Here is a 19,465-nt window from a genome sequence, read left to right on the forward strand (position 1 = left end):
TCGCCGAGCGTTCCACCAGCGGTGAGGTGCAGTCGCGCATCGTGGACCTGCTGGCGAAGATCGGTACGAACTAGTCGCGCCCACCGGGACGGGCCGCGGCTCTCAGAGGCGGGTGACGTCCAGCTCCCCGTCGGCGTACAGCTTGCGGATCACCTTCTTGTCGAACTTGCCCACGCTGGTCTTCGGCACCGACGCGACCAGCGTCCACCGCTCCGGCAGCTGCCATGTGGCGACCCGCCCGGCGAGAAACGCCCGGAGCGTCGCGTAGTCGGCGGCCGAGCCCTCCCTGAGGACGACCGTGGCGAGCGGGCGCTCGCCCCACTTCTCGTCGGGGACGGCGACGACGGCGGCCTCGACCACCTCCGGATGCGCCATCAGCGCGTTCTCCAGCTCCACGCTGGATATCCACTCGCCGCCGGACTTGATCACGTCCTTGGCCCGGTCGGTGAGGGTCAGGAAGCCGTTCTCGCTGATGACGCCGACATCGCCGGTCCGCAGCCAGCCGTCCTCGCTGAACTTGTCGGCCGGCCTGATCTCCTCGCCGCCCGCGCCCCCGTAGTACGCGCCCGCGATCCAGGGCCCCCGGACCTCCAGCTCGCCCGCGGACTCGCCGTCCCAGGGCAGCGGGTCCCCGGCGGGTCCGATGAGCCGGGCCTCCACGCCTGCCGGGAAGCGCCCCTGGGTGACGCGGTACGGCCACTCCTCCTCGGCGCTCAGTCCGCCCGGCGGGTGCGCCATCGTGCCGAGCGGGGAGGTCTCGGTCATCCCCCAGGCGTGGCAGAGCCGTACGCCGAGCTTGTCGTACGCCTCCATCAGCGCGGGCGGACAGGCCGAGCCGCCTATGGTGACCTGCCGCATCGAGGAGAGGTCGCGGGGGTTGGCGAGCACCTCGGCCAGCAGGCCCTGCCAGATGGTGGGGACGGCGGCGGCGTGCGTCGGCCTCTCGCGTTCGATCATCTCGGCGAGCGGGGCCGGCTGGAGGAAACGATCCGGCATGAGGAGGTTGATGCCGGTCATGAAGGTGGCGTGGGGCAGGCCCCAGGCGTTGACGTGGAACTGGGGCACCACGACGAGCGAGGTGTCCTGGTCGCTGAGGCCCATCGACTCGGCCATGTTCACCTGCATGGAGTGCAGATAGATCGAGCGGTGGGAGTAGACCACGCCCTTGGGGTCCCCGGTGGTGCCGGAGGTGTAACACATCGCGGCGGCGGTCCGCTCGTCCAGATCCGGCCAGTCGTAGTCGGACGGACGGTCCGCCAACAGCTCCTCGTACTCGTGCACCCGCGCGCGGGCGCCGGCCAGCGGCGCGCGGTCGCCGGGGCCGGAGACGACGATGTGCTCGATCGTCGGCAGACGGGGCAGGAGCGGGGCGAGCAGCGGTATCAGCGAGCCGTTGACGATGACGACGCGATCGGCGGCGTGATGGACGATCCACACGAGCTGCTCGGGCGGGAGGCGCAGATTGAGCGTGTGCAGCACGGCGCCCATGGAGGGGATGGCGAGATACGCCTCGACATGCTCCGCGTTGTTCCACATGAGCGTGGCGACCCGCTGGTCGGCGTCGACGCCGAGTTCGTCACGGAGAGCACCCGCCAGCCGGCCGGCTCGCGCCCCGGCCTCGGCGAAGCTGCGGCGATGCGGTTCGGCCTCCCCGGTCCACGTGGTGATCTGCGACTTTCCATGGATCGTCATCCCGTGCCGCAGGATGCGGGTCACGGTCAGCGGTACGTCCTGCATGGTGCTGAGCACGGCGTCCTCCCGGTGGGCGCTGGCGCTACGTGGCGGTAGGTTGTGCAGATTCTGCGCCTGTACCAGCTGGTAAGTCACTACCCACGGAACGGGGATTCAGCGTGCGCGGGACGCCGGAGGGCCCTGCCGGGTCAGCGCACCGGGGCCAGTTCCGGGTCCTCGCGGAGTTTGCCGAGCGCCCGCGACACCGCGCTCTTGACCGTGCCGATCGACACCCCGAGCACCTCCGCCGTCTGGGCCTCGCTGAGATCCTCGTAGTACCGCAGGACGACCATCGCCCGCTGCCGGTCCGGCAGCTTCATCACCGCGCGCCACATCGCGTCGCGCAGCGCCTGCTGCTCGGCCGGGTCGGGCGCGGGGACGGTCTCCGGCTCGGGCATCTCGTCGCAGGCGAACTCGTCCACCTTGCGCTTGCGCCACTGGGAGGTGCGGGTGTTGAGCAGGGCGCGGCGCACATAGCCGTCCAGGGCCCGGTGGTCCTCGATCCGCTCCCACGCGACATACGTCTTGGTCAGCGCGGTCTGCAGCAAGTCCTCCGCGTCGCACGGGTTGGCGGTGAGGGAGCGGGCCGTGCGGAGCAGCACCGGCCCCCGGGCACGGACGTACGAGGAGAACGACGCGTAACCGGTGTAGGGCGCGGACCGTGCGTCGGCCCCGTACGACGGAGGCCCCGCGAGAGCCGCCTTCGAGGCGTTTGTGCAGACTGGCGTGGTCATGGCTCCACGCTAGGAGCGGGGCCGTTCCGGCGGATCGGCCGGAGGGCCTGAAGCCGTCTCCGCCTCAGGTTGTACGGGTGGGGCCGGCCCCACCTCCTGAAGGTGGAGGAGACCCTCAGAGGCGATGACATCGCTCTCAGGGCCGATTCGCCCCTCCGAGCGGAGGAGAGGGCCCGTCCGGACCGGCCCGGGACCGCTCCGTTCAGCGGCCCGCGCGTGCCACCCGCGCCACGGGAGCGTCCGTCAGATTCCGTCCGACGGTCAGCCGGTGGCCGCCGTGCTCCTCGCTGACCTCGCCCTCGTACTGGTGGATCCGGCGCTTCACGCGCCAGGCGTACGGGTGCAGAACCGTCTCTCCGTACAGGGACGGCCTGCGGTTCCAGCGGGCGAACCAGAGGGCGGAGGGCAGATCGCCCGTGCCGGCGCGGCGGGCGGTCTCCATGTGCCGGGCGCCCGTCTCGGCGTCGCCGCGCAGGCCCGGGACGTAGCCCTCCCGGCGCACCTCACGGTTCCAGGCGCGGACGTAGTCGAGGGTGGCGCGCACACAGCCGGCGTCGTCGAGGTCGTACGACCTCAGGCTGACATAGAGCGCGCTGCCCCGGTCCATGCCGAGCGCGCGGGCCTGCCGGACGGCGTCGCCTCCCTCGCGCTCGCCCTGGGCGGCGGGGGTGGCCCCGATGGTCTCCGGGGTGCCGGGGGTACTGCGGGTCTCCGGGGCGCCAGGGCTGCTGCGGGGCCGCTCGCCGTCGGCGGGCCCGCGGGCGCAGGGGGGCTGGGAGCCGGCGAACACCGGCAGCACCCGCCAGCCCATCCGGTGCACCTCGGCGACCCAGCCCCGGGTCAGATGCGGCTGGTCGGGGCATTCGCGCCCGCGGCCCCCGTAGGGAACGCCGACCGCGCCGTACGGGGACGACGCCCGCCACGCGCTCATCACGGCGAGCGACGGGACCCGGCAGACGTCGAACGCGAGACCGCGGAAGGTCCAGTCGGTGTCCGCGGTGGTGTCGGGGACCGAGGCGGCCCCGGGGTCGGTCAGGGCCCCGGGCTCGGTCAGGGCGCTGGTCGTCGACGCCTGGCGGGCGCCCGCCGAGGTCCCGCCGGACGTCGGGGCCAGCAGCAGATCGGGCAGCCCGATCAGCGCGGTCAGTACGAGAGCGGCGGCGACCTGGGCCCGGCTGCGGGTGCGCATGGCCGAAGTCAACGGCGGCCCGGCGCGCGCGGCCAGCGCTGCGGCCCGCCGCTCAGCCGTCCGCGCCCAGGATCAACCCGGACGTGGGAACGCCGGCGCCCGCCGTGACCAGCGCCCTGGCCGCGCCCGGTATCTGGTTCACCGCCGTGCCCCGGATCTGGCGGACGGCCTCCGCGATCCCGTTCATCCCGTGGAGGTACGCCTCGCCCAGCTGACCGCCGTGGGTGTTCAGCGGCAGCGCGCCCCCGGCCACGAACTCCGACGCCTCCCCCGGCCCGCAGAATCCGAACTCCTCCAGCTGCATCAGCACGAAGGGGGTGAAGTGGTCGTAGAGGATCCCGACGTCGATGTCGGCCGGGGCCAGCCCCGACGTCCGCCAGAGCTGCCGGGCGACCGCGCCCGTCTCGGGCAGACCGGTGAGATCGTCCCGGGCGAAGCTGGTCATCTGCTCCTGGGCCCGCCCGGCCCCCTGCGCGGCGGCGACGATCACCGCGGGCGGCCGCCGCAGCTCACGGGCCCGCTCCGCGCTCGTCACCACCAGCGCCTGGCCGCCATCGGTCTCCTGGCAGCAGTCCAGCAGCCGCAGCGGCTCCACGATCCAGCGGGACGCGGCGTGGTCGGCGAGGGTGATCGGCCTCCCGTGGAAGTACGCGGCGGGGTTACGGGCCGCGTACCGGCGGGCGGTGACGGCGACCGGGCCGAACGCGTCGGGCGTCAGACCGTGGACGTGCAGATAGCGCCGCGCCGCCATCGCGACCCAGGAGGCGGGGGTGAGCAGCCCGAACGGCATGTTCCAGCCCAGCGCCGCCCCCTCCGCCGACGGCTCCCGCCGTGCCGCCCCGGAGCCGAAGCGCCGTCCGGAGCGCTCGTTGAACGCGCGGTAGCAGACGACGACGTCGGCCACCCCGGAGGCGACGGCGAGCGCGGCCTGCTGCACGGTGGCGCAGGCCGCGCCGCCGCCGTAGTGGACTCGGGAGAAGAAGGACAGTTCGCCGATGCCGGCGGCCCGGGCGACGGTGATCTCGGGGCTGGTGTCCATCGTGAAGGTGACCAGCCCGTCGACGTCGGCGGGGGAGAGCCCGGCGTCGTCCAGCGCGGCGCGCACCGACTCCACGGCGAGCGCCAGCTCACTGCGCCCGGAGTCCTTGGAGAACTCGGTGGCCCCGATGCCGGCGACGGCCGCCCGGCCCCCGAGCGCGTCCCGGTGGCGGAGGCTCATCCGGCGGCCTCCGGGAGGGTGACCGTGACCGTGCCGGTCACATGGCGGCCGAGGGCGTTGACCCCGACGACGCTCACCTCGGCGACACCGTCCTCGACGGAGAGGACCGTGCCGCTCAGCACCAGGGTGTCTCCCGGGTGGTTGGGCGCGCCCAGCCGGATCGCGACCTTGCGGAGCACCGCGCGCTCTCCGAAGAAGTCCGTGATGTACCGCCCGACCAGGCCGTTGGTGGTGAGGATGTTCATGAAGACGTCGGGGGAGCCCTTGCTCCGGGCCAGCTCGGCGTCGTGGTGCACGTCCTGGTAGTCCCGGGAGGCGATCGCCCCGGCGACGATCAGGGTGCGGGTGACGGGGATCTCCAGCGGCGGCAGCTCCACGCCGACGCGCGCCGGGCGGACCCGCGCCGGGCCGGGGCGCACCGGGCGGACCCGCACCGGGCCGGCGCGCACCGGGCCGGGGGTGAGGTCGGGGCCGGGGCGGGGGGCGGCGGCCGCGCGACCGTCGCCGCCGCCCGGGCCGCCGCCTTCGGCGCCGCTGTCGGTGCCGTACACGGGCTTCATGACGCCCCCTCCCGCGCGAGCGGCGCGCCGAGTTCCGCGAGGACTTCGCTTCCGCACCCCGGACGGGCGTTCCGGTCGCCGACGATCCGCGCGGCCGGCTCCCGGGCGGCGGACCGCGCCTCCGTGGGGGTGACGTCCATGGTCAGCCCGCCTCCCCGGCCGAGGCCCGGAAGACCGGAAGCTCAAGCTCCGCGTCTGCCCGGAGGAACTCCAGCTCCACCGCCATCCCGATCCGCACCCGGTCGTGGGGCACCCCGGTCACATTGCTGACCATGCGCACGCCCTCCGCCAGTTCGATCAGGGCCACGGCGTAGGGCGGATCGAAGGCGGGGAAGGGCGGGTGGTGCATCACCACATACGAGTGGACGGTCCCCGCGCCGGCCGCCTCGACCGTGTCCCACTCGGGCGAGCCGCACTCGCCGCACCCCGGCAGCCAGGGCAGCCGCAGCCTGTCGCACGCCGTACAGCGCTGGATGAGCAGCCGGTGCGCGGCGACGCCGTCCCAGAAGCCGGCGTTGTCCCGGTTGACGACGGGCCGGGGCCGCCGGGGCGGTTCGTCCGTGCTGTCCGTGACCGTGACCGCGCCTGTGCCCATGGCCGTGAGCGTGGGCGCGGCCCCGCCTGTCCGCGATGCCCCGGCCGTCCCGGTCCCAGCGCTCGACGCCCCCGTGACCGGCGCGGCGGTCCCGGCGGGGGCGTACTTCAGGACGCGGAAGCGCTGTGTACCGGCCGGCTCCCCGTTCGCCCGGACGTCCGTCCGGGTCGTCACGAAGTGGCCCGCGCCCAGCCTGGTGTTCTTGCGCCCGGACACGGACTCGATCACGGTCTCGAAGGTGATCTCGTCACCGGGCCGCAGCGGGCGCGCGTACTCCTGCTCGCAGTCGGTCGCGACCACCGCCGTGCACCCCGCCCGTTCGAGCAGGGCGAACAGCTCCTCCTGCGCCCCCGAGCGGCCCGGTCGCCCCAGGAGTCCGCCCATCGTCCAGGCCTGGAGCATCGTCGGCGGAGCGATGGCGTCCGGCCCCCGGTACGCCGGATTGGCGTCCCCCATCGCCTCGCACCAGTGCCTGATCATCGGCGCGTTGACCGGATCCGCGCCGACGCCCGGCGGAACCGCCGATCGGCCCTCGTACGCCTTCAGCCGCCGGTCGAAGTCCTCGGCCGAGGCCGCAGCCTGAGCCGGAACAGCCGAGGCCGCAACCGAAACGTCCGCGCCCATGTCAGGCGCCGCCCCCGGGCGCGTCACTGGCGCCCCCTCCTCACGCCGAGCCGCATCGTCGCGACGGCTCCCGCGCCGCGCCCGTCCCGCGCGGCAGCGCGCGCCGGTCCGCCGGGGCCTCGGCGGGCGGCGGGCCGTCCGGCACGACGGACCGGAAGGGGGTGCGGAGTTCGGTGCGCAGCCGCTGCTGCTGCCGTTCCGTCGGAGCGAGATCCACGGGGCCGCCTCCCGGGCGTACGGATCGCGTCGTGAGCGTCGTGAGGGTCGTGAGGGTCGTGAGGGTCGTAGGCCGTGCCGTGATCCGTGCGGGGACGCGCCGACGGACGCGCCGTCGGACGTGTCGCAGGACGTGTCGCAGGACGTGTCGTACGACCGCGTGCGGACCGTGTCCCGGATCGCGTCGGCCCACTTTCTGACTGTCCGTCAGACTCAGTCCCGGTGTCAAGGCCGCCCGCCCGAAACCCCGCGAACGGCCCCGGCGGCGCGGCGCGTTCGCACCCTCGCGACAGCACGACGAACGGCCCGCGCGACGACGCCGAAGCGTCCTCGCGCGGGCCGTTCGTCACCCCCTGACCGGTCGCCCCGCGGCCGGTCCCCCCATCGGGCCGGACATCACCACAGAGGAGTGAAATTCAGGGCCAGGGCGTCCTGGTCGACACTGGTGAAACCGGAGCCGCTCACACTGGCGATATTGCTCTGGTTGGTCGACCCGAGCCCGGCCACCTGCTGACCGGTGGTCGAATTGCCCAGATTGCCCACGCCGACGCCGCTGCCGACGATCGAGGCGACGGTCGCGTTCGATCCGTTGTCCGCGAACCCGCCGTTGTCGGCCGCGGCGACGCCCGAGAAGGCGGCGACCGTGAGGGGCAGGGCGGCAACAGCGGCGAGAACACGGGCGGTACGGATGCTTGCCATGTCGTTCCTCCAGGAACCTGTGGTGCGGAAGTGCGGCTGGGCTCTCCCGGCCGGCGGCCCACCGCCCAGGAAATCGATCACGACGTCGCGACCTCAGAGTTGCCCACCGAATCCCCCGCGAACCATCCGAGAGCCGCCTATTCCCCCTCAAGCGTGAGGACATGTCGATAAACCTCTTTCACCACCCCCGGAACGGTGGTTGAGCCCGGGCGCCGACGGTGAGCGGCACCCCTCAGCCGCCGGCGAGGGACGCGGGCAGCACCGCCCCCGCGCCGAACCGGGCCCGCGCCCGGTCCGCCGAGGACTCGATCCGGCGGGCCCTGTCGTCGGCCGGGTCGAAGGTCAGCTGCGTCGTCCCGTACTCCTCCGGTTGCAGCTCCTCCGCCCGCAGCGCGAAGCCCCGGACCCGGGCCCGCTGAAGCCCCAGGCTCTCGTAGAGGCCGTACGCGACCCGGGCCAGGGCGAACCCGTGGGCGGTGGGCTCCGGCAGCGTCCTGGTGCGGACCGTGGTGGTGCGGTCGGCGTAGCGGACCGTCAGCGTCAGCCTGCGGGCGATCCGGTGCTCGGACCGCAGCCGCGCGCCGAGCTGTTCGGTGAGACCGAGCACGGCCCGGCGGTGCCGGTCCGGGTCCAGCTCATCGCGTGCGAACACCTGGTCCGCGGCGCAGGAGCGGGCCGGCGCCCGCGGGGTCACCGGGCGCTCGTCCAGACCGCGGGCGCGCTCATGGATCCTGCGCCCCTGGACCCCGCCGAGCAGCCGCTGCAAGGTGCCGAGCGGGGTGCCGGCGACGGACCCGACCGTGTACAGCCCGTGCCGGACCAGCAGCGAGGCCATCGCGGGACCGACGCCGTGGAGCGCCCCGACCGGCCGGGGGAAGAGAAACGCGGCGATCGCTTCCGGTTCCGGTCCGAGATGGGTGACGCCCCCGGGCGCGGTGGCGTCGGCGGCCATGGCGGCGAGCATGCGATTGCCCGCGGAGCCGATGGTCGTGTCGACCCCGTACAGCGCGAGCGCCCGCATCCGGACCAGCTGGGCCACCCCCTGGGGATCGCTGTGGAAGTAGCGCAGCGCGCCGGTGACATCGCAGTCGGCCGCGTCCGGGGGCAGCGCCTGGGTACGGGGGGTGATGCCGTGGAGCAGCTCGATCAGCCGCTCGTACAGCTCGGCGTCGTACCCGTGTCCGGCGGGTGCGGAGCCGTGTCCGCCGGACACGGACCCGTCGGGCCCGGCGGGTCCGGCGTACGCGGAAGGCCCAGCGGGCCCGGCGGGTCCCGCGTACCCGTACCCCAGGTGGAAGTGGATGTGCAGCACATGCCGTTCGGTCATCGCGGATCACCCGGCGCTTCCGGGGCTGGTGTAGCCCAGGGTCTTCAGATCGGTGGAATCGGGCCCCGGGTCCAGGGCCCGGGGATCGGCGGCGCGCTCGCCGGCGGGCCGGAGATCCGCCCAGGGGTGCAGCCGCGCCCCGGTCTCCTGCGGGATCGTGCGCGAGGGCGCTCCCGGGCCGTGGCCGTGGCCGTGGCCCGGGCCCCGGCCCCGACCGCGCTGCCCGTCCGGCCGCACGGCAGCCCCATCGGCCCCGTCGGCCCCAACGGCCCTGGTGGTCCCAGCGGCCCCGGCGGACCCGCCGAGGCCGCCCGTCCCGAGCAGCCGGTGCACCGCCTCCGGCCCGTCGTCGCGCCGGGCGACCGCGAGCGCCTCCAGATCCCAGGCCATCGTCCCGACGACGGTGCCGCGCCCGCCCCTGCGCTGGACGGCGCCGCGCACCAGCAGCAGCCCGGAATGGAAGACCGTATGGGCGCAGGCGGCGTGGCTGTCCTCGAAGAAGGCCAGGTCGACCAGGCCGGAGCCGTCGTCGAGGGTGACGAAGATGATCCGCTTGCCGGAGGCGATGGGCGGAGTCTGGGTGGCGGCGCGCACCCCCGCGACCAGCACCGTCTCCCCGGCCCGCAGCTCGCTCAGATGCTTGGCGTCGACCGCGCCGAGTTCGCGCAGCAGCCGGTGGTGGTGGTCCATCAGATGCCGGGTGACATCCATGCCGAGGACGTTCAGTTCGGCGCTGAGCGCCTCGCGGCCGGTCATCTCGGGCAGCCCGGCGCTCCGGGTGTGCGGGTCGTACCCCTGGATCGGCAGCTGGCCGTCGTCGAGGGGCCGCCCCCGGTACTGGCGGTGGAGTTCGGCGATCTGGAGCAGCAGATCCCGCCGGGTGGGCCCGCGTCCACCGCGTCCGCCGCGTCCACCGCTCCCACCGCCGCGCGGGCCCGAAGCGCCCAGCACGTCCCGTACATCCAGGGCATCCGGAACATCCGGACCATTCGAAACGTCCAGCGCGTTCAGCCCGTCCAGCGCGCCGATGTTCACCAGCCGTTCGGCGGTCGGCCGGTGGGGCCTGGCGCGCTGCCACAGATCGGCGAGCGAGGTGTAGGGCTGTCCGGCGGCGATACGGGCGACCTCGTCCTCGCTGATGCCGCGGACCTGGGACAGGGCCAGCCGTACGCCCCAGGAGCCGTCCGCGGCCCGTTCGATCGTGTGGGTCGGCCGGGAGCGGTTGACGTCGACGGAGAGCACGGCGATGCCGTGCCGCCGGGCGTCGGCCACGATGACCCGTTTCGGCCACATTCCGGGGTCGTGTTCGAGCAGTCCGGCGTAGAGGGCGGCCGGGTGGTGCGCCTTCAGCCAGGCCGACTGGAGGGCGGGCACGGCGAACGCGACCGCGTGGGCGCGGGAGAACCCGTACGCCCCGAAGGCCTCGATCGTCTTCCACACCGTCTCCCGCACCGCGGGCGAGTAGCCGCGGGCGGCGGCCCGCCGGTGGAACCAGTCGCGGACCAGCGGCAGCCGGGCGCGGTCGCTGAGGGCGCGGCGGGCGTAGTCGCCGAATCCATGGTCGCAGCCGGTCATGGCATGGAACATCTCGATGATCTGCTCGTGCCAGATCACCACTCCGTAGGTGTCGGAGAGCACCTCTTCGAGGTCGCGGTGCGGGAGCGTGACGGGCCGGCCGTGGCGGGCGGCGACGTACTGCTCCGGCATCCCGCCCGCGACCGGACCCGGCCGGAAGAGGCTGATGTCGGCGATGACGTCCTGCGGATCGCGCGGCTGAAGCCGGCCGAGCAGATCCATCTGTCCCGGCGACTCCAGCTGGAACATGCCGAGGGTGTCCGACGCCTGGATGAGTTTGAAGGCGAAGTGGTCGTCCAGCGGCACCTGGCGCGGATCGTCGAGGTCGACACGGCGGCCGGTGGCGCGTTCGATCTCGGCGGTGGCGTGGGCCATCGCGGACTGCATCCGGACGCCCAGGACATCCAGTTTGATCATCCCGAGGTCCTCCACGTCCTCCTTGTCGGCCTGGACCATCGGATAGCCGCCGGTCGGCGTGGGCTGCACGGGGAGCCGGTCGAGCAGGGAGGCGTTGGTGAGGATCACTCCGCAGGGGTGCATGGCGATGCCCCGGGGAAGCGCGTCCAGGCCCTCGGCCAGCTCGAAGAGGAGCCGGTACGGGGCGGCTCCGGCGGCCAGCCGGCTCAGCTCGGGCAGCTCGGCGAGGGCCGCGGTGATGTCCGAGGCACGGATATGAGGAAACGATTTTGCAATCCGGTCCACCTCGCCGGGGGCGATGCCCAGGGCGAGCCCGGTGTCCCGGAGCGCGTGCCGGGCGCGATAGGTCTCGGGCATGCCGGTGATGGCGACCCGCTCCCGTCCGAAGCGTTCGATGATCCGGTCGTAGACCTCCAGCCGTCGCGCGGACTCGACGTCGAGATCGATGTCGGGGAGGTCGGTGCGCTGCCGCGACATGAAGCGGGCGAACAGCAGCCGGTGCTCCAGGGGGTTCGCGGTGGCGATGTGGAGGGCGTGATTCACCATGCTTCCGGCGCCGGAGCCGCGGGCCGCGACCCGGATGCCCATCTCGCGTACGTCGGAGACCACCTGAGCGACGGTCAGGAAGTATGTATCGAACTCCAGTTCGGAAATAAGGGCGAGTTCTTCTTCGAGACGGGCACGGGCGGCGGGGTCCCGGTCCAGCCCGCGCCGGACCAGACCGGCCTCACAGCGCTGCCGCAGCACCCGGGCGGCGTCGGCGGCGTCCACCGCGCCGACCGTATGGGGCTCGGGCAGCTGCCTGCGGCCCAGACCCAGATCGGCGACGGGGTCGACCCGGCACAGCTCCCCGGTCTCCACCGTCCGCGCCAGCAGCCGCGCCGCCCGGCCGCGGCCGAGCCCGGCCGCCTCCGCGATCCGCTCGGCGACGGCGTGCATCTCGGACGGGCCCTTGAGCCAGCGCTGCCCGGAGTCGAGCCGGCGCGGGTCGACGGGGCGCAGCAGCCGTGCCGCGTCCAGCACATCGGCGAGACGGTGCTGAGCGGGGTCGGCGTACCGGACGGCGTTGGCGAGCACGGCGGGCACTCCGGCCCGGTCGGCGAACTGGAGCGTACGGGCGGCGAGGCGCAGCGACCCGGGGCCGGTGCTTCGGGCGTCGAGGGCGGCCCTTGGGGCTCCCGGGCCGGTCCTTTGGGTCCTTTGGGCGCCGGGGGCGGGGCGGCCGCCGAGGGCGCCGGGGGCGGGGCTCCGGCCGTGCCACACCGTTTCCAGGCGCAGGGACGGGCCGAAAAGATCCCGCCAGGGTTCGATCAGCCGCCCGGCGAGGTCGGGGCGGCCGGCCTGGAGCGCGCGTACGGGCTCGGACACCGGTCCGAGCAGGGCGAACAGCCCGTCGGACGGCCCTGCGTACCGGCGCAGGGCGGCCCAGGACACGACGGGGTAGCCGTCGACCGGGTGGGCGTGCGCGGCCGAGACCAGCCGGCAGAGCGCGGCCCAGCCCGGGGCGTCCCGGGCGAGCAGCGTGAAGCGCAGGGGCGGCTCCTGGAGATGGGCGCCGCCGCGTACGGGCGTACGCCGGCGCTGCCCGGGCCGTTCGCGGTCGGCGGGGCGGTACGGGTCGGGCCAGGCGGGGCCGGGGGCTCGGGCCGGGGCGGCGGGGCGGCGGCCGTCCGCCGGACGGGGTTCGCCTGCCGTGCGGGGTCCGTCCGCCGCGCGGGGTCCGGCGAGCGGCTCGACGGCGAGGTCGACGCCGAAGACCGGCCGCACACCGTGCTCGGCGGCGGCCTTGGCGAAGCGCACAACCGCGGTGACCGAGTCCCGGTCGGTCACCGCGAGCGTCGTCATACCGCGCTCGGCCGCCCGTAGCACCAGGTCACGGGGGTGGGAGGCGCCGTAGCGGGTCGAGTAGCCGGAGGAGACGTGCAGATGCGTAAAGCCCTCCATGTCGTACCTCCAGCCAGGACCCCCTCTGTCCGTCTCGTGCGGATCACCCCGAAAACGTCATCGAACCTCTGTTCGATAAGCGTAACGCTTGAGATGTGCGGAGGCGAACGAGGCAGGTGAGACGGGTGCGGCGACTCTGGCGTACGGCCGCTGACCTGGGGCGGTTCCGGCGGGCTCGCGGGGCGGGAAACGGTCGCTCCGGCCTCGTACGGTCGCTGTCGGGGGATCCGTTTTCGAACGCGGCGTACGAACGATCCCGCCCCGAGGGGGGGTGCCCGGGCCCGACCGGGGCCGCCCGGGGCCGCCCGGGGCCGTCGTAAACCCGGTGCCGGCCGCGCCGCCCCGGCCCTACAGTGGCGCGATGCCGCGGGTACGAGAAATGACCGAAGCCGACATCGACGCCGTCTCCGCCCTGCGGGTGGCGGGCTGGCGGTCCGCGTACCGGGGCATCGTGCCCCAGTCCCATCTGGACGCCATGTCCGCGGAGGCCGACGCCGTCCGCCGGCGCGAACGCTTCTCCCGGCCGATCCCCGGCACGACGGATCTCGTCGCCGTCGACTCCGGCGTCCCCGTCGGCTGGGCCTGCCTCGGCCCCTGCCGCGACCAGGCCCCCCGGCCGAAGACCGCCGAGCTGTACGCCCTCTACGTCCGCCCCGACCTCATCGGCGCCGGCATCGGCCACACCCTCCTCACCGCGGCCCACACCCACGCCCGCGCCGCCCTCTCCACCGCCATCACCCTCTGGGTCCTCGCCGCCAACCACCCGGCCCGCCACTTCTACGAACGCGCCGGCTACCGCCCCGACGGCACCACCCAGGACGACGTGTACGACGACATCACCCTCACCGAACTGCGCTACCGCGCGGCGCTCTGAAGGAGCGGCGGGGCGACGGGGGCGGGTCTACGGGGGCGACGGGGGCGGCGACCCCGTCGGAACCTCGCGAGGGCGCGAAAATACCGGCGGCCACCCGCCATAAGGCGGACCCCTTGTCGATCCGACAACAGGCCGGCGTGGCCACCGGCACCGAAACCCGCCTCGAAAAGGCGAACCGGTGACACCGTGCCTCGACCAACTCGCGTCCGCCGAAGGCCCGATGACCACCTCCGCCAGTCCGGCTACTGGCGGGGCCGGCCCTGCGACGAACTCCTGATGGACGCCATCGCCGACGACCACGTGCCGACCACCGGAGCCGCCTGATCACCCAGTGCCGGGACGCGACGCGGGGCATCCCTGTGGATCAACTCCGGGGTGGACCCCGCAGAAACCACACAGCGGCCGGGCACAGCCCGACCGTTGACGCAGAAGACGCAGAAGGGGCGCCTCTCACGAGAGGCGCCCCTTCTGACCTGCACACACCTTGAACTGGCGGTGGGTGTGGGATTTGAACCCACGGTGACATCACTGCCACGACGGTTTTCAAGACCGTTCCCTTAGGCCGCTCGGGCAACCCACCCTCGCTCCGTGCCGGGTGTCCGGGAGCGGAGCGGCCTACAGAGTACCGGCATGAGGGTGGAGGTCGCAGCAGCGTTCCGGGGCGGTGGGTGGGTCAGCTGTCGCCCTCGCGTTCGCCGAGGGTGACGGTGGCGGTGCGTTCCTTGCCGTCGCGCTCGTAGGTGAGCTTGACCTTGGCGCCCGGGGCGTGGTTCCAGATCTCGCCGATGAGGGTGGGGCCGCTGTCGATCGGCTTGTCGTTGAAGCGGGTGATGACGTCGCCGGCCTTGAGGCCGGCCTTGGCGGCCGGGCCGTCCGGGGTGACCGCCGAGCCGCCGCCGGAGCCCTGGGTGGTGATCTTGGCGCCCGCGCCCTTGGAGGACATCTCGACCGTCGCGCCGATCACCGGGTAGACCGGCTTGCCGGTCTTGATGAGCTGTTCGGCGACGGTCTTCGCCTGGTTGATGGGGATCGCGAAACCGAGACCGATCGAACCGGCCTGGGACTGGCCGAAGCCGCCGCCGGTCGACTGGATCGCCGAGTTGATCCCGATCACCGCGCCGCGCGCGTCGAGCAGCGGACCGCCCGAGTTGCCCGGATTGATCGAGGCGTCGGTCTGCAGGGCGCTCATGTACGAGTTCCGGCCGCTGGAGCCGTCGCCCGATGCCACGGGACGGTTCTTGGCGCTGATGATGCCGGTGGTGACCGTGTTCGACAGGCCGAAGGGCGCGCCGATCGCGATGGTGGAGTCGCCGACGGCGACCTTGCCGGAGTCGCCGAGCGGCAGCGGGGCGAGCCCGGGGGGCGCGCTCTTCAGCTTGAGCACCGCGACGTCGTAGCCCTGGGCGCGGCCGACGACCTCGGCGTCGTACTTCTTGCCGTTGGAGAACGTCACCGAGAGCGCGCCGCCCTCCGCCGCGGAGTCGACCACATGGTTGTTGGTGAGGATGTGGCCCTCCTGGTCGTACACGAAGCCGGTGCCGGTGCCGGCCTCCTGCTCGCCGCCGGCGCCGCCGAGGTCCCCGCCGCCGCCCGCGTTCGACTTCGCCTCGATGGTGACGACGCTCGGCAGCGCCTTGGACGCGACCGCCGAGACCGTGCCCGGGGCGCGCTTGAGGTCCTGGGGGGTGTCGGCGGCCGACACCGTCGTGGAGTTGACGCCGTCGTCATTGCGCTCGGCCGCCCAGTAGCCGATGCCGCCGCCGACGCCGCCCGCGACCAGCGCGGCGACCAGCACCGCGGCGAGCAGACCGCCGGAGCGCTTGCGGCGGGGCGGCTCGGCGGCGTGCGCCGGAGCGCCCCAGACCGCCGTGTCGCCGCCGTGCGGGCCCGCGCCCTGCTGCTCGGGGCCCTGGGGTCCGGCGCCGTAGGAGGGGAAGGCGGGCGGGGGCGGCGGCCAGCCCGCGCCCTGCTGGTGCGGCGCCGCAGGCTGCTGGTGCGCTGCCGGAGCGGGAGCCTGCTGGTGCGGCGCCGGAGCCTGCTGGTGCGCGGCCGGAGCGGCGGCGGGCTGCTGCTGATGCTGCTGCTGCTCGTACGCCGCAGGAGGTACGGGGGGTACGGGCCCGGGCGCGGGGGCGTGCGCCGGGGGCGCGGAGGCGGGCTCCGTGGGCCGGTGGCCGGGGATGTGGTGGTCCGCGGGGGCGGCCGGGGGAGCCGCCGGGGGCGCGCCCTCGGGAGGTGCTGCCGGCACAGGAGGTACGGACGGGGCGGCCGGCTGCGCAGTGCCCTCGTTGCCCTCGTTCTCAGTGCTCACAGCTCTCTCTCCTCAGTTCCACGTCGATCACTCCGGCAGACGTCCACTGGCGCCGTTGCCGCGGGAAGGATGTCTCACGGTGTCGCGGTCCAGCATTTCCCACGGCTCGTCAGGCCACTGTAAGCAGGAGCTGTGGGTATTCGGGCAATCATTTACTTAGGGCGAAACGGACACCCTCCCGGGTGCCCCGACACACCGCCCGCACCCGTGGCGGAGGCGTGCCGTCCGTACGGTCGCGCGGGCGCGCCGTTCCAGAGTGCCGGACCCGCCGCCGGGGCGGGAGGCCGGGACGGACACCGCGCCCGGCGCACGCGCCGGGGACCGCCCCCGGCCCGTACACATCTGCCCCCGACTCGGTGACACCATGACTCGGTGACCCCAGCACGCCAGCACCAGATCCAGGTCGTCGCCCACCGCGGAGCCTCCGAAGACGCTCCCGAGCACACCCTCGCCGCGTACATGAAGGCGATCGAGGACGGCGCCGACGCCCTCGAGTGCGATGTCCGGCTGACCGCCGACGGCCATCTCGTCTGTGTCCACGACCGGCGCGTCAACCGCACCTCCAACGGCCGCGGCGCGGTCTCCGCCCTGGAGCTGGCGGATCTGGCCGCTCTCGACTTCGGCACCTGGAAGGGGCGGGAGGACTCCTCCGAGAGCCCCGACTGGGGCGATCCGTCCCTCACCTCCGTACTGACGCTGGAGCGCCTGCTCGAACTCGTGGCGGACTCGGGGCGGCGGATCGAGCTGGCCATCGAGACCAAGCACCCCACGCGCTGGGCGGGCCAGGTCGAGGAGCGGCTGCTCCAGCTCCTCGGCCGCTTCGGCCTCGCCGCGCCCGCGGCGGCCGAGGACTCCGCCGTACGGATCATGAGCTTCTCGGCCAGGTCGCTGCACCGGGTCGCGGCAGCCGCGCCGACCGTGCCCACCGTGTATCTGATGCAGTTCGTGAGCCCCCGGCTGCGCGACGGACGGCTGCCGGCCGGGGCGCGCATCGCCGGTCCCGGCATCCGGATCGTCCGGAACCATCCCGCCTACATCGAGCGGCTGCACCGGGCCGGCCACCGGGTCCACGTCTGGACGGTCAATGAACCGGAGGACGTCGAACTCTGCGCCGGGCTGGGTGTGGAGGCGATCATCACCAACCGGCCGCGGCAGGTCCTGTCCCAACTCGGCCGGGTGTAAACCCCAGAAGCACCCGTCACACGCATGACAGGGAGCGCACCGGCGCGTTCGATCCGTACTCGGCCGTCAGGAGTGCGCCCACTGGCCCGTCCTCGAACGGTTTCCGGTCCAGTCCATTGGGGCATTCACACCGTGGCGTGGGGCAAAGGAGGTCTCGGGGGTGGCGTTGGTGGTGGCACAAGAGGTGCCCACGTCGTCGAGCATGGCCGTACCCCATGGCCCTGCGGGCGTGGGTGAGGCAAGGCGCCGTATGCGCGAGGATCTGCGCCGCGGCGGGGTCCCGGAAGCGGTCGTCGACGACGCAGTTCTGATTCTTTCCGAGCTACTCAGCAATGCCTACCGGCACGGCAGGCCGCTGGGGCACGTGGAGGTGGGTGAGGGAGACGTCCACGCCGCATGGCGCGTGGACATGACCGGCCGGCTGACGGTCGAGGTGACGGACGGAGGCGGTCCCACCCGTCCGGTTCCCGCCACGCCCTCGGTGACCGCCCGGGGCGGTCGCGGGCTGAACATCATCACCGCGCTCGCGCGTGAGTGGGGTGTCCGCGACAACGCGGCGGGCGAGGTCACCGTCTGGGCGATCGTGCGTGAGGGGCAGCTCCGCGGCAATTTCGCTACGCGCGTCACTGCCCCCGGATTCGACCTGGTGGAGGCCTACGACGACCTTGGCTGAGGAGCACCACGAGAGACCACAAGAGGGTTACGGGATGCCTGGCGGCTCGGGCTTCCCGTACGGCCGTTCCGGACGGCGCCCGGCTCCGGGGATCCCGCCGCGCGCTCCGTGCCCGGCGGAAGCGCCCGTACCGCCCATGCCCCGTGTCACCGCCGGGTGCCATGGCGAGGCGGGCCCGGCGGACGGCTAGGCTCGCGGCCAGACAGAGCACCGCCGCAAGCAGCGCCGCACGGCGCACACCGCCGCGAGCACCACCGCCGCACCCGGGAGAAGCCGCACCATGGCCAAGAAGCGCCCCCAGAACAAGGCAGCGAAGCCTCAGCCCAGGAACCGGGCCCTCGGCGCCAATGAGCCCGTGCCCGTGGTCGGCGCCCGTGAGCCCTGCCCCTGCGGTTCGGGCCGCCGCTACAAGGCCTGTCACGGCCACGCCGCCGCGCACTCGGTGACCGAGCTGGTCCAGCGCCCCTTCGAGGGGCTGGCCGGCGAGTGCGACTGGGTCGCCCTGCGCGAGCTGGTGCCCGCGGCCACCGTGACGCTGACGCTCAAGGACGGACTGCCCGACGGAGTGCCCTCGGTGACGCTGGCGACCGTGCTGCCGATGGCGTGGCCCGCACTGCGCCGGGACGACGGTTCCGTCCTCCTCGGTCTGCAGAACGACACCTCCTCCGGTGACCTCAGCCGCGATCTGGCGGACACGCTGAGCCGCGCGCTGACGGCGGAGCCGGGCAATCCGGTCGCCGGGGAGCGGGTCTCCGGCGACGGTCCCAGGCTTCAGGACCTGCTGGACCCGGCCGCCGCCTTCGAGCCCGAGGTGCACTCCGGTTTCGAGTTCTGGATCCCGGAGTCCGCGCAGAGCCCCGCCCCCGAGGTGGCCGCCTCCCTGGAGCGGGCGAACTCGGCGGCGATCCCCACCGTCAAGCTCGCCGGCGTCGACGCCGCGTACTGGTGCGAGACCCCGGAGAAGAACCATCTGCGCTGGGTCATGCCCCACCCCGAGGACGCGCTGCTGGACGCGCTCGCCCGGCTGCACGCCGACGGCGGCACCTCGCTCGGTGAAGGCACCCGGCTCGTGGGCTCGTTCCGCGCGCACGGTCTGATGGTCCCGGTCTGGGACCTGCCGAGCACGATGGGCGCGAAGGAGTGCGAGAAGCCGGCCGCCGAGTTCGCCGAGCGGCTGGCCGGGGCGTTGGCGTCCGACGCCCCGCTCACCCCCGCCGAGCGCCGGGCGCGCGGCGGCCTCACCAACCGCCAGGTCACCCTGAGCTGATCCGGAATCGGAACCGGCGCCGATCCGGAACCGGCACCGATCCTGAACCGGACCGGACCGCCGGGCGGCGCCCGCCGGGACCGGAACGCACCGGCGGCGTGTCCGGCGTCGGAACCGCCCGGCGCGTCCGACCCTCCCGGCCCTCGCGGCCGTCCGGCGACCGTCCGGCGGCCCCCGGAAAGGCCGAGTGACTCCAGTCACAACTCGCGCTGAGTGAAGCTGAATCGCTGTCCGAATACCCGAGATCGAATTTGCGAACCGCCGATCTCTTGTTACGGTTCTAGAAGCCCGGTCGCTGGTGCATCCCCCGTCGCCAGCGATCGGGCCT

At 73.6% G+C, this 19,465-nt stretch carries 17 protein-coding genes and 1 tRNA gene; 5 read left to right on the forward strand and 13 right to left on the reverse strand.

The window, feature by feature from the left end; genetic code table 11:
* Nucleotides 1–102: 102 nt before the first annotated feature.
* The 11 genes from ACF089_RS17875 to ACF089_RS17925 all read right to left on the reverse strand — a co-directional run bounded on the left by ACF089_RS17875 (nt 103) and on the right by ACF089_RS17925 (nt 12,830).
* Complete coding sequence (locus ACF089_RS17875; RefSeq protein ID WP_392027247.1) at nt 103–1,749, reverse strand: long-chain fatty acid--CoA ligase; 1,647 nt, start codon at nt 1,747–1,749, stop codon at nt 103–105.
* 131 nt (nt 1,750–1,880) lie between these two features.
* Nucleotides 1,881–2,465 carry a SigE family RNA polymerase sigma factor gene (locus ACF089_RS17880; protein WP_392027250.1) on the reverse strand — a complete coding sequence of 195 codons (585 nt, stop codon included), beginning with the start codon at nt 2,463–2,465 and terminating at the stop codon, nt 1,881–1,883.
* A 202-nt stretch (nt 2,466–2,667) separates the two neighbouring features.
* Nucleotides 2,668–3,654, reverse strand: coding sequence for a DUF1906 domain-containing protein (locus ACF089_RS17885; protein WP_392027252.1), 987 nt, complete (start codon nt 3,652–3,654; stop codon nt 2,668–2,670).
* Between the two features lie 52 nt (nt 3,655–3,706).
* Nucleotides 3,707–4,873 carry a lipid-transfer protein gene (locus ACF089_RS17890; protein ID WP_392027255.1) on the reverse strand — a complete coding sequence of 389 codons (1,167 nt, stop codon included), beginning with the start codon at nt 4,871–4,873 and terminating at the stop codon, nt 3,707–3,709.
* Complete coding sequence (locus tag ACF089_RS17895) at nt 4,870–5,292, reverse strand: MaoC family dehydratase (RefSeq protein WP_392028151.1); 423 nt, start codon at nt 5,290–5,292, stop codon at nt 4,870–4,872. Before ACF089_RS17895 ends, ACF089_RS17890 begins: the two co-directional genes overlap by 4 nt.
* Before the next feature lie 137 nt (nt 5,293–5,429).
* Nucleotides 5,430–5,573: a hypothetical protein gene (locus tag ACF089_RS17900; protein ID WP_392027257.1), complete on the reverse strand. Its 144-nt coding sequence runs from the start codon at nt 5,571–5,573 to the stop codon at nt 5,430–5,432.
* Nucleotides 5,574–5,575: 2 nt separating this feature from the next.
* A complete protein-coding gene (locus ACF089_RS17905) occupies nt 5,576–6,652 on the reverse strand; it encodes a bifunctional MaoC family dehydratase N-terminal/OB-fold nucleic acid binding domain-containing protein (protein ID WP_392027260.1) in 1,077 nt (358 codons plus the stop codon).
* A gap of 40 nt (nt 6,653–6,692) precedes the next feature.
* Nucleotides 6,693–6,869, reverse strand: coding sequence for a hypothetical protein (locus ACF089_RS17910; RefSeq protein ID WP_392027263.1), 177 nt, complete (start codon nt 6,867–6,869; stop codon nt 6,693–6,695).
* Nucleotides 6,870–7,264: 395 nt separating this feature from the next.
* A complete protein-coding gene (locus tag ACF089_RS17915; protein WP_392027266.1) occupies nt 7,265–7,567 on the reverse strand; it encodes a hypothetical protein in 303 nt (100 codons plus the stop codon).
* 232 nt (nt 7,568–7,799) lie between these two features.
* The gene (locus ACF089_RS17920) at nt 7,800–8,894 is read right to left on the reverse strand and encodes a hypothetical protein (protein ID WP_392027269.1); all 1,095 of its coding nucleotides are present in this window, start codon (nt 8,892–8,894) and stop codon (nt 7,800–7,802) included.
* Between the two features lie 6 nt (nt 8,895–8,900).
* Nucleotides 8,901–12,830, reverse strand: coding sequence for a DNA polymerase III subunit alpha (locus tag ACF089_RS17925; protein ID WP_392027272.1), 3,930 nt, complete (start codon nt 12,828–12,830; stop codon nt 8,901–8,903).
* A 379-nt stretch (nt 12,831–13,209) separates the two neighbouring features.
* On the opposite strand from ACF089_RS17925, the gene ACF089_RS17930 reads away from it, so the two are divergent.
* Entirely contained in the window at nt 13,210–13,704 is a 495-nt protein-coding gene (locus ACF089_RS17930; RefSeq protein ID WP_392027275.1) for a GNAT family N-acetyltransferase, read from the forward strand.
* A 186-nt stretch (nt 13,705–13,890) separates the two neighbouring features.
* The gene (locus ACF089_RS17935; protein ID WP_392027278.1) at nt 13,891–14,028 is read left to right on the forward strand and encodes a hypothetical protein; all 138 of its coding nucleotides are present in this window, start codon (nt 13,891–13,893) and stop codon (nt 14,026–14,028) included.
* A 166-nt stretch (nt 14,029–14,194) separates the two neighbouring features.
* Here ACF089_RS17935 and ACF089_RS17940 read toward each other — a convergent pair.
* Nucleotides 14,195–14,284 (reverse strand) — tRNA-Ser (locus tag ACF089_RS17940).
* A 93-nt stretch (nt 14,285–14,377) separates the two neighbouring features.
* Entirely contained in the window at nt 14,378–16,015 is a 1,638-nt protein-coding gene (locus ACF089_RS17945) for a S1C family serine protease (protein WP_392027281.1), read from the reverse strand.
* 372 nt (nt 16,016–16,387) lie between these two features.
* Between ACF089_RS17945 and ACF089_RS17950 the strand changes: the two genes are divergently transcribed.
* The 3 genes from ACF089_RS17950 to ACF089_RS17960 all read left to right on the forward strand — a co-directional run bounded on the left by ACF089_RS17950 (nt 16,388) and on the right by ACF089_RS17960 (nt 19,137).
* Nucleotides 16,388–17,197 carry a glycerophosphodiester phosphodiesterase gene (locus ACF089_RS17950; protein ID WP_392027284.1) on the forward strand — a complete coding sequence of 270 codons (810 nt, stop codon included), beginning with the start codon at nt 16,388–16,390 and terminating at the stop codon, nt 17,195–17,197.
* 115 nt (nt 17,198–17,312) lie between these two features.
* On the forward strand, nt 17,313–17,870 hold the full coding sequence (locus ACF089_RS17955) for an ATP-binding protein (protein ID WP_392028153.1): 558 nt from the start codon (nt 17,313–17,315) through the stop codon (nt 17,868–17,870).
* 280 nt (nt 17,871–18,150) lie between these two features.
* On the forward strand, nt 18,151–19,137 hold the full coding sequence (locus ACF089_RS17960; RefSeq protein WP_392027287.1) for a DUF5926 family protein: 987 nt from the start codon (nt 18,151–18,153) through the stop codon (nt 19,135–19,137).
* The last annotated feature ends 328 nt before the right edge of the window (nt 19,138–19,465 follow it).

Origin of the sequence: Streptomyces sp. NPDC014894, from assembly GCF_043080985.1 — a bacterium.
In the GTDB taxonomy this organism is placed as follows: Bacteria; Actinomycetota; Actinomycetes; order Streptomycetales; family Streptomycetaceae; genus Streptomyces.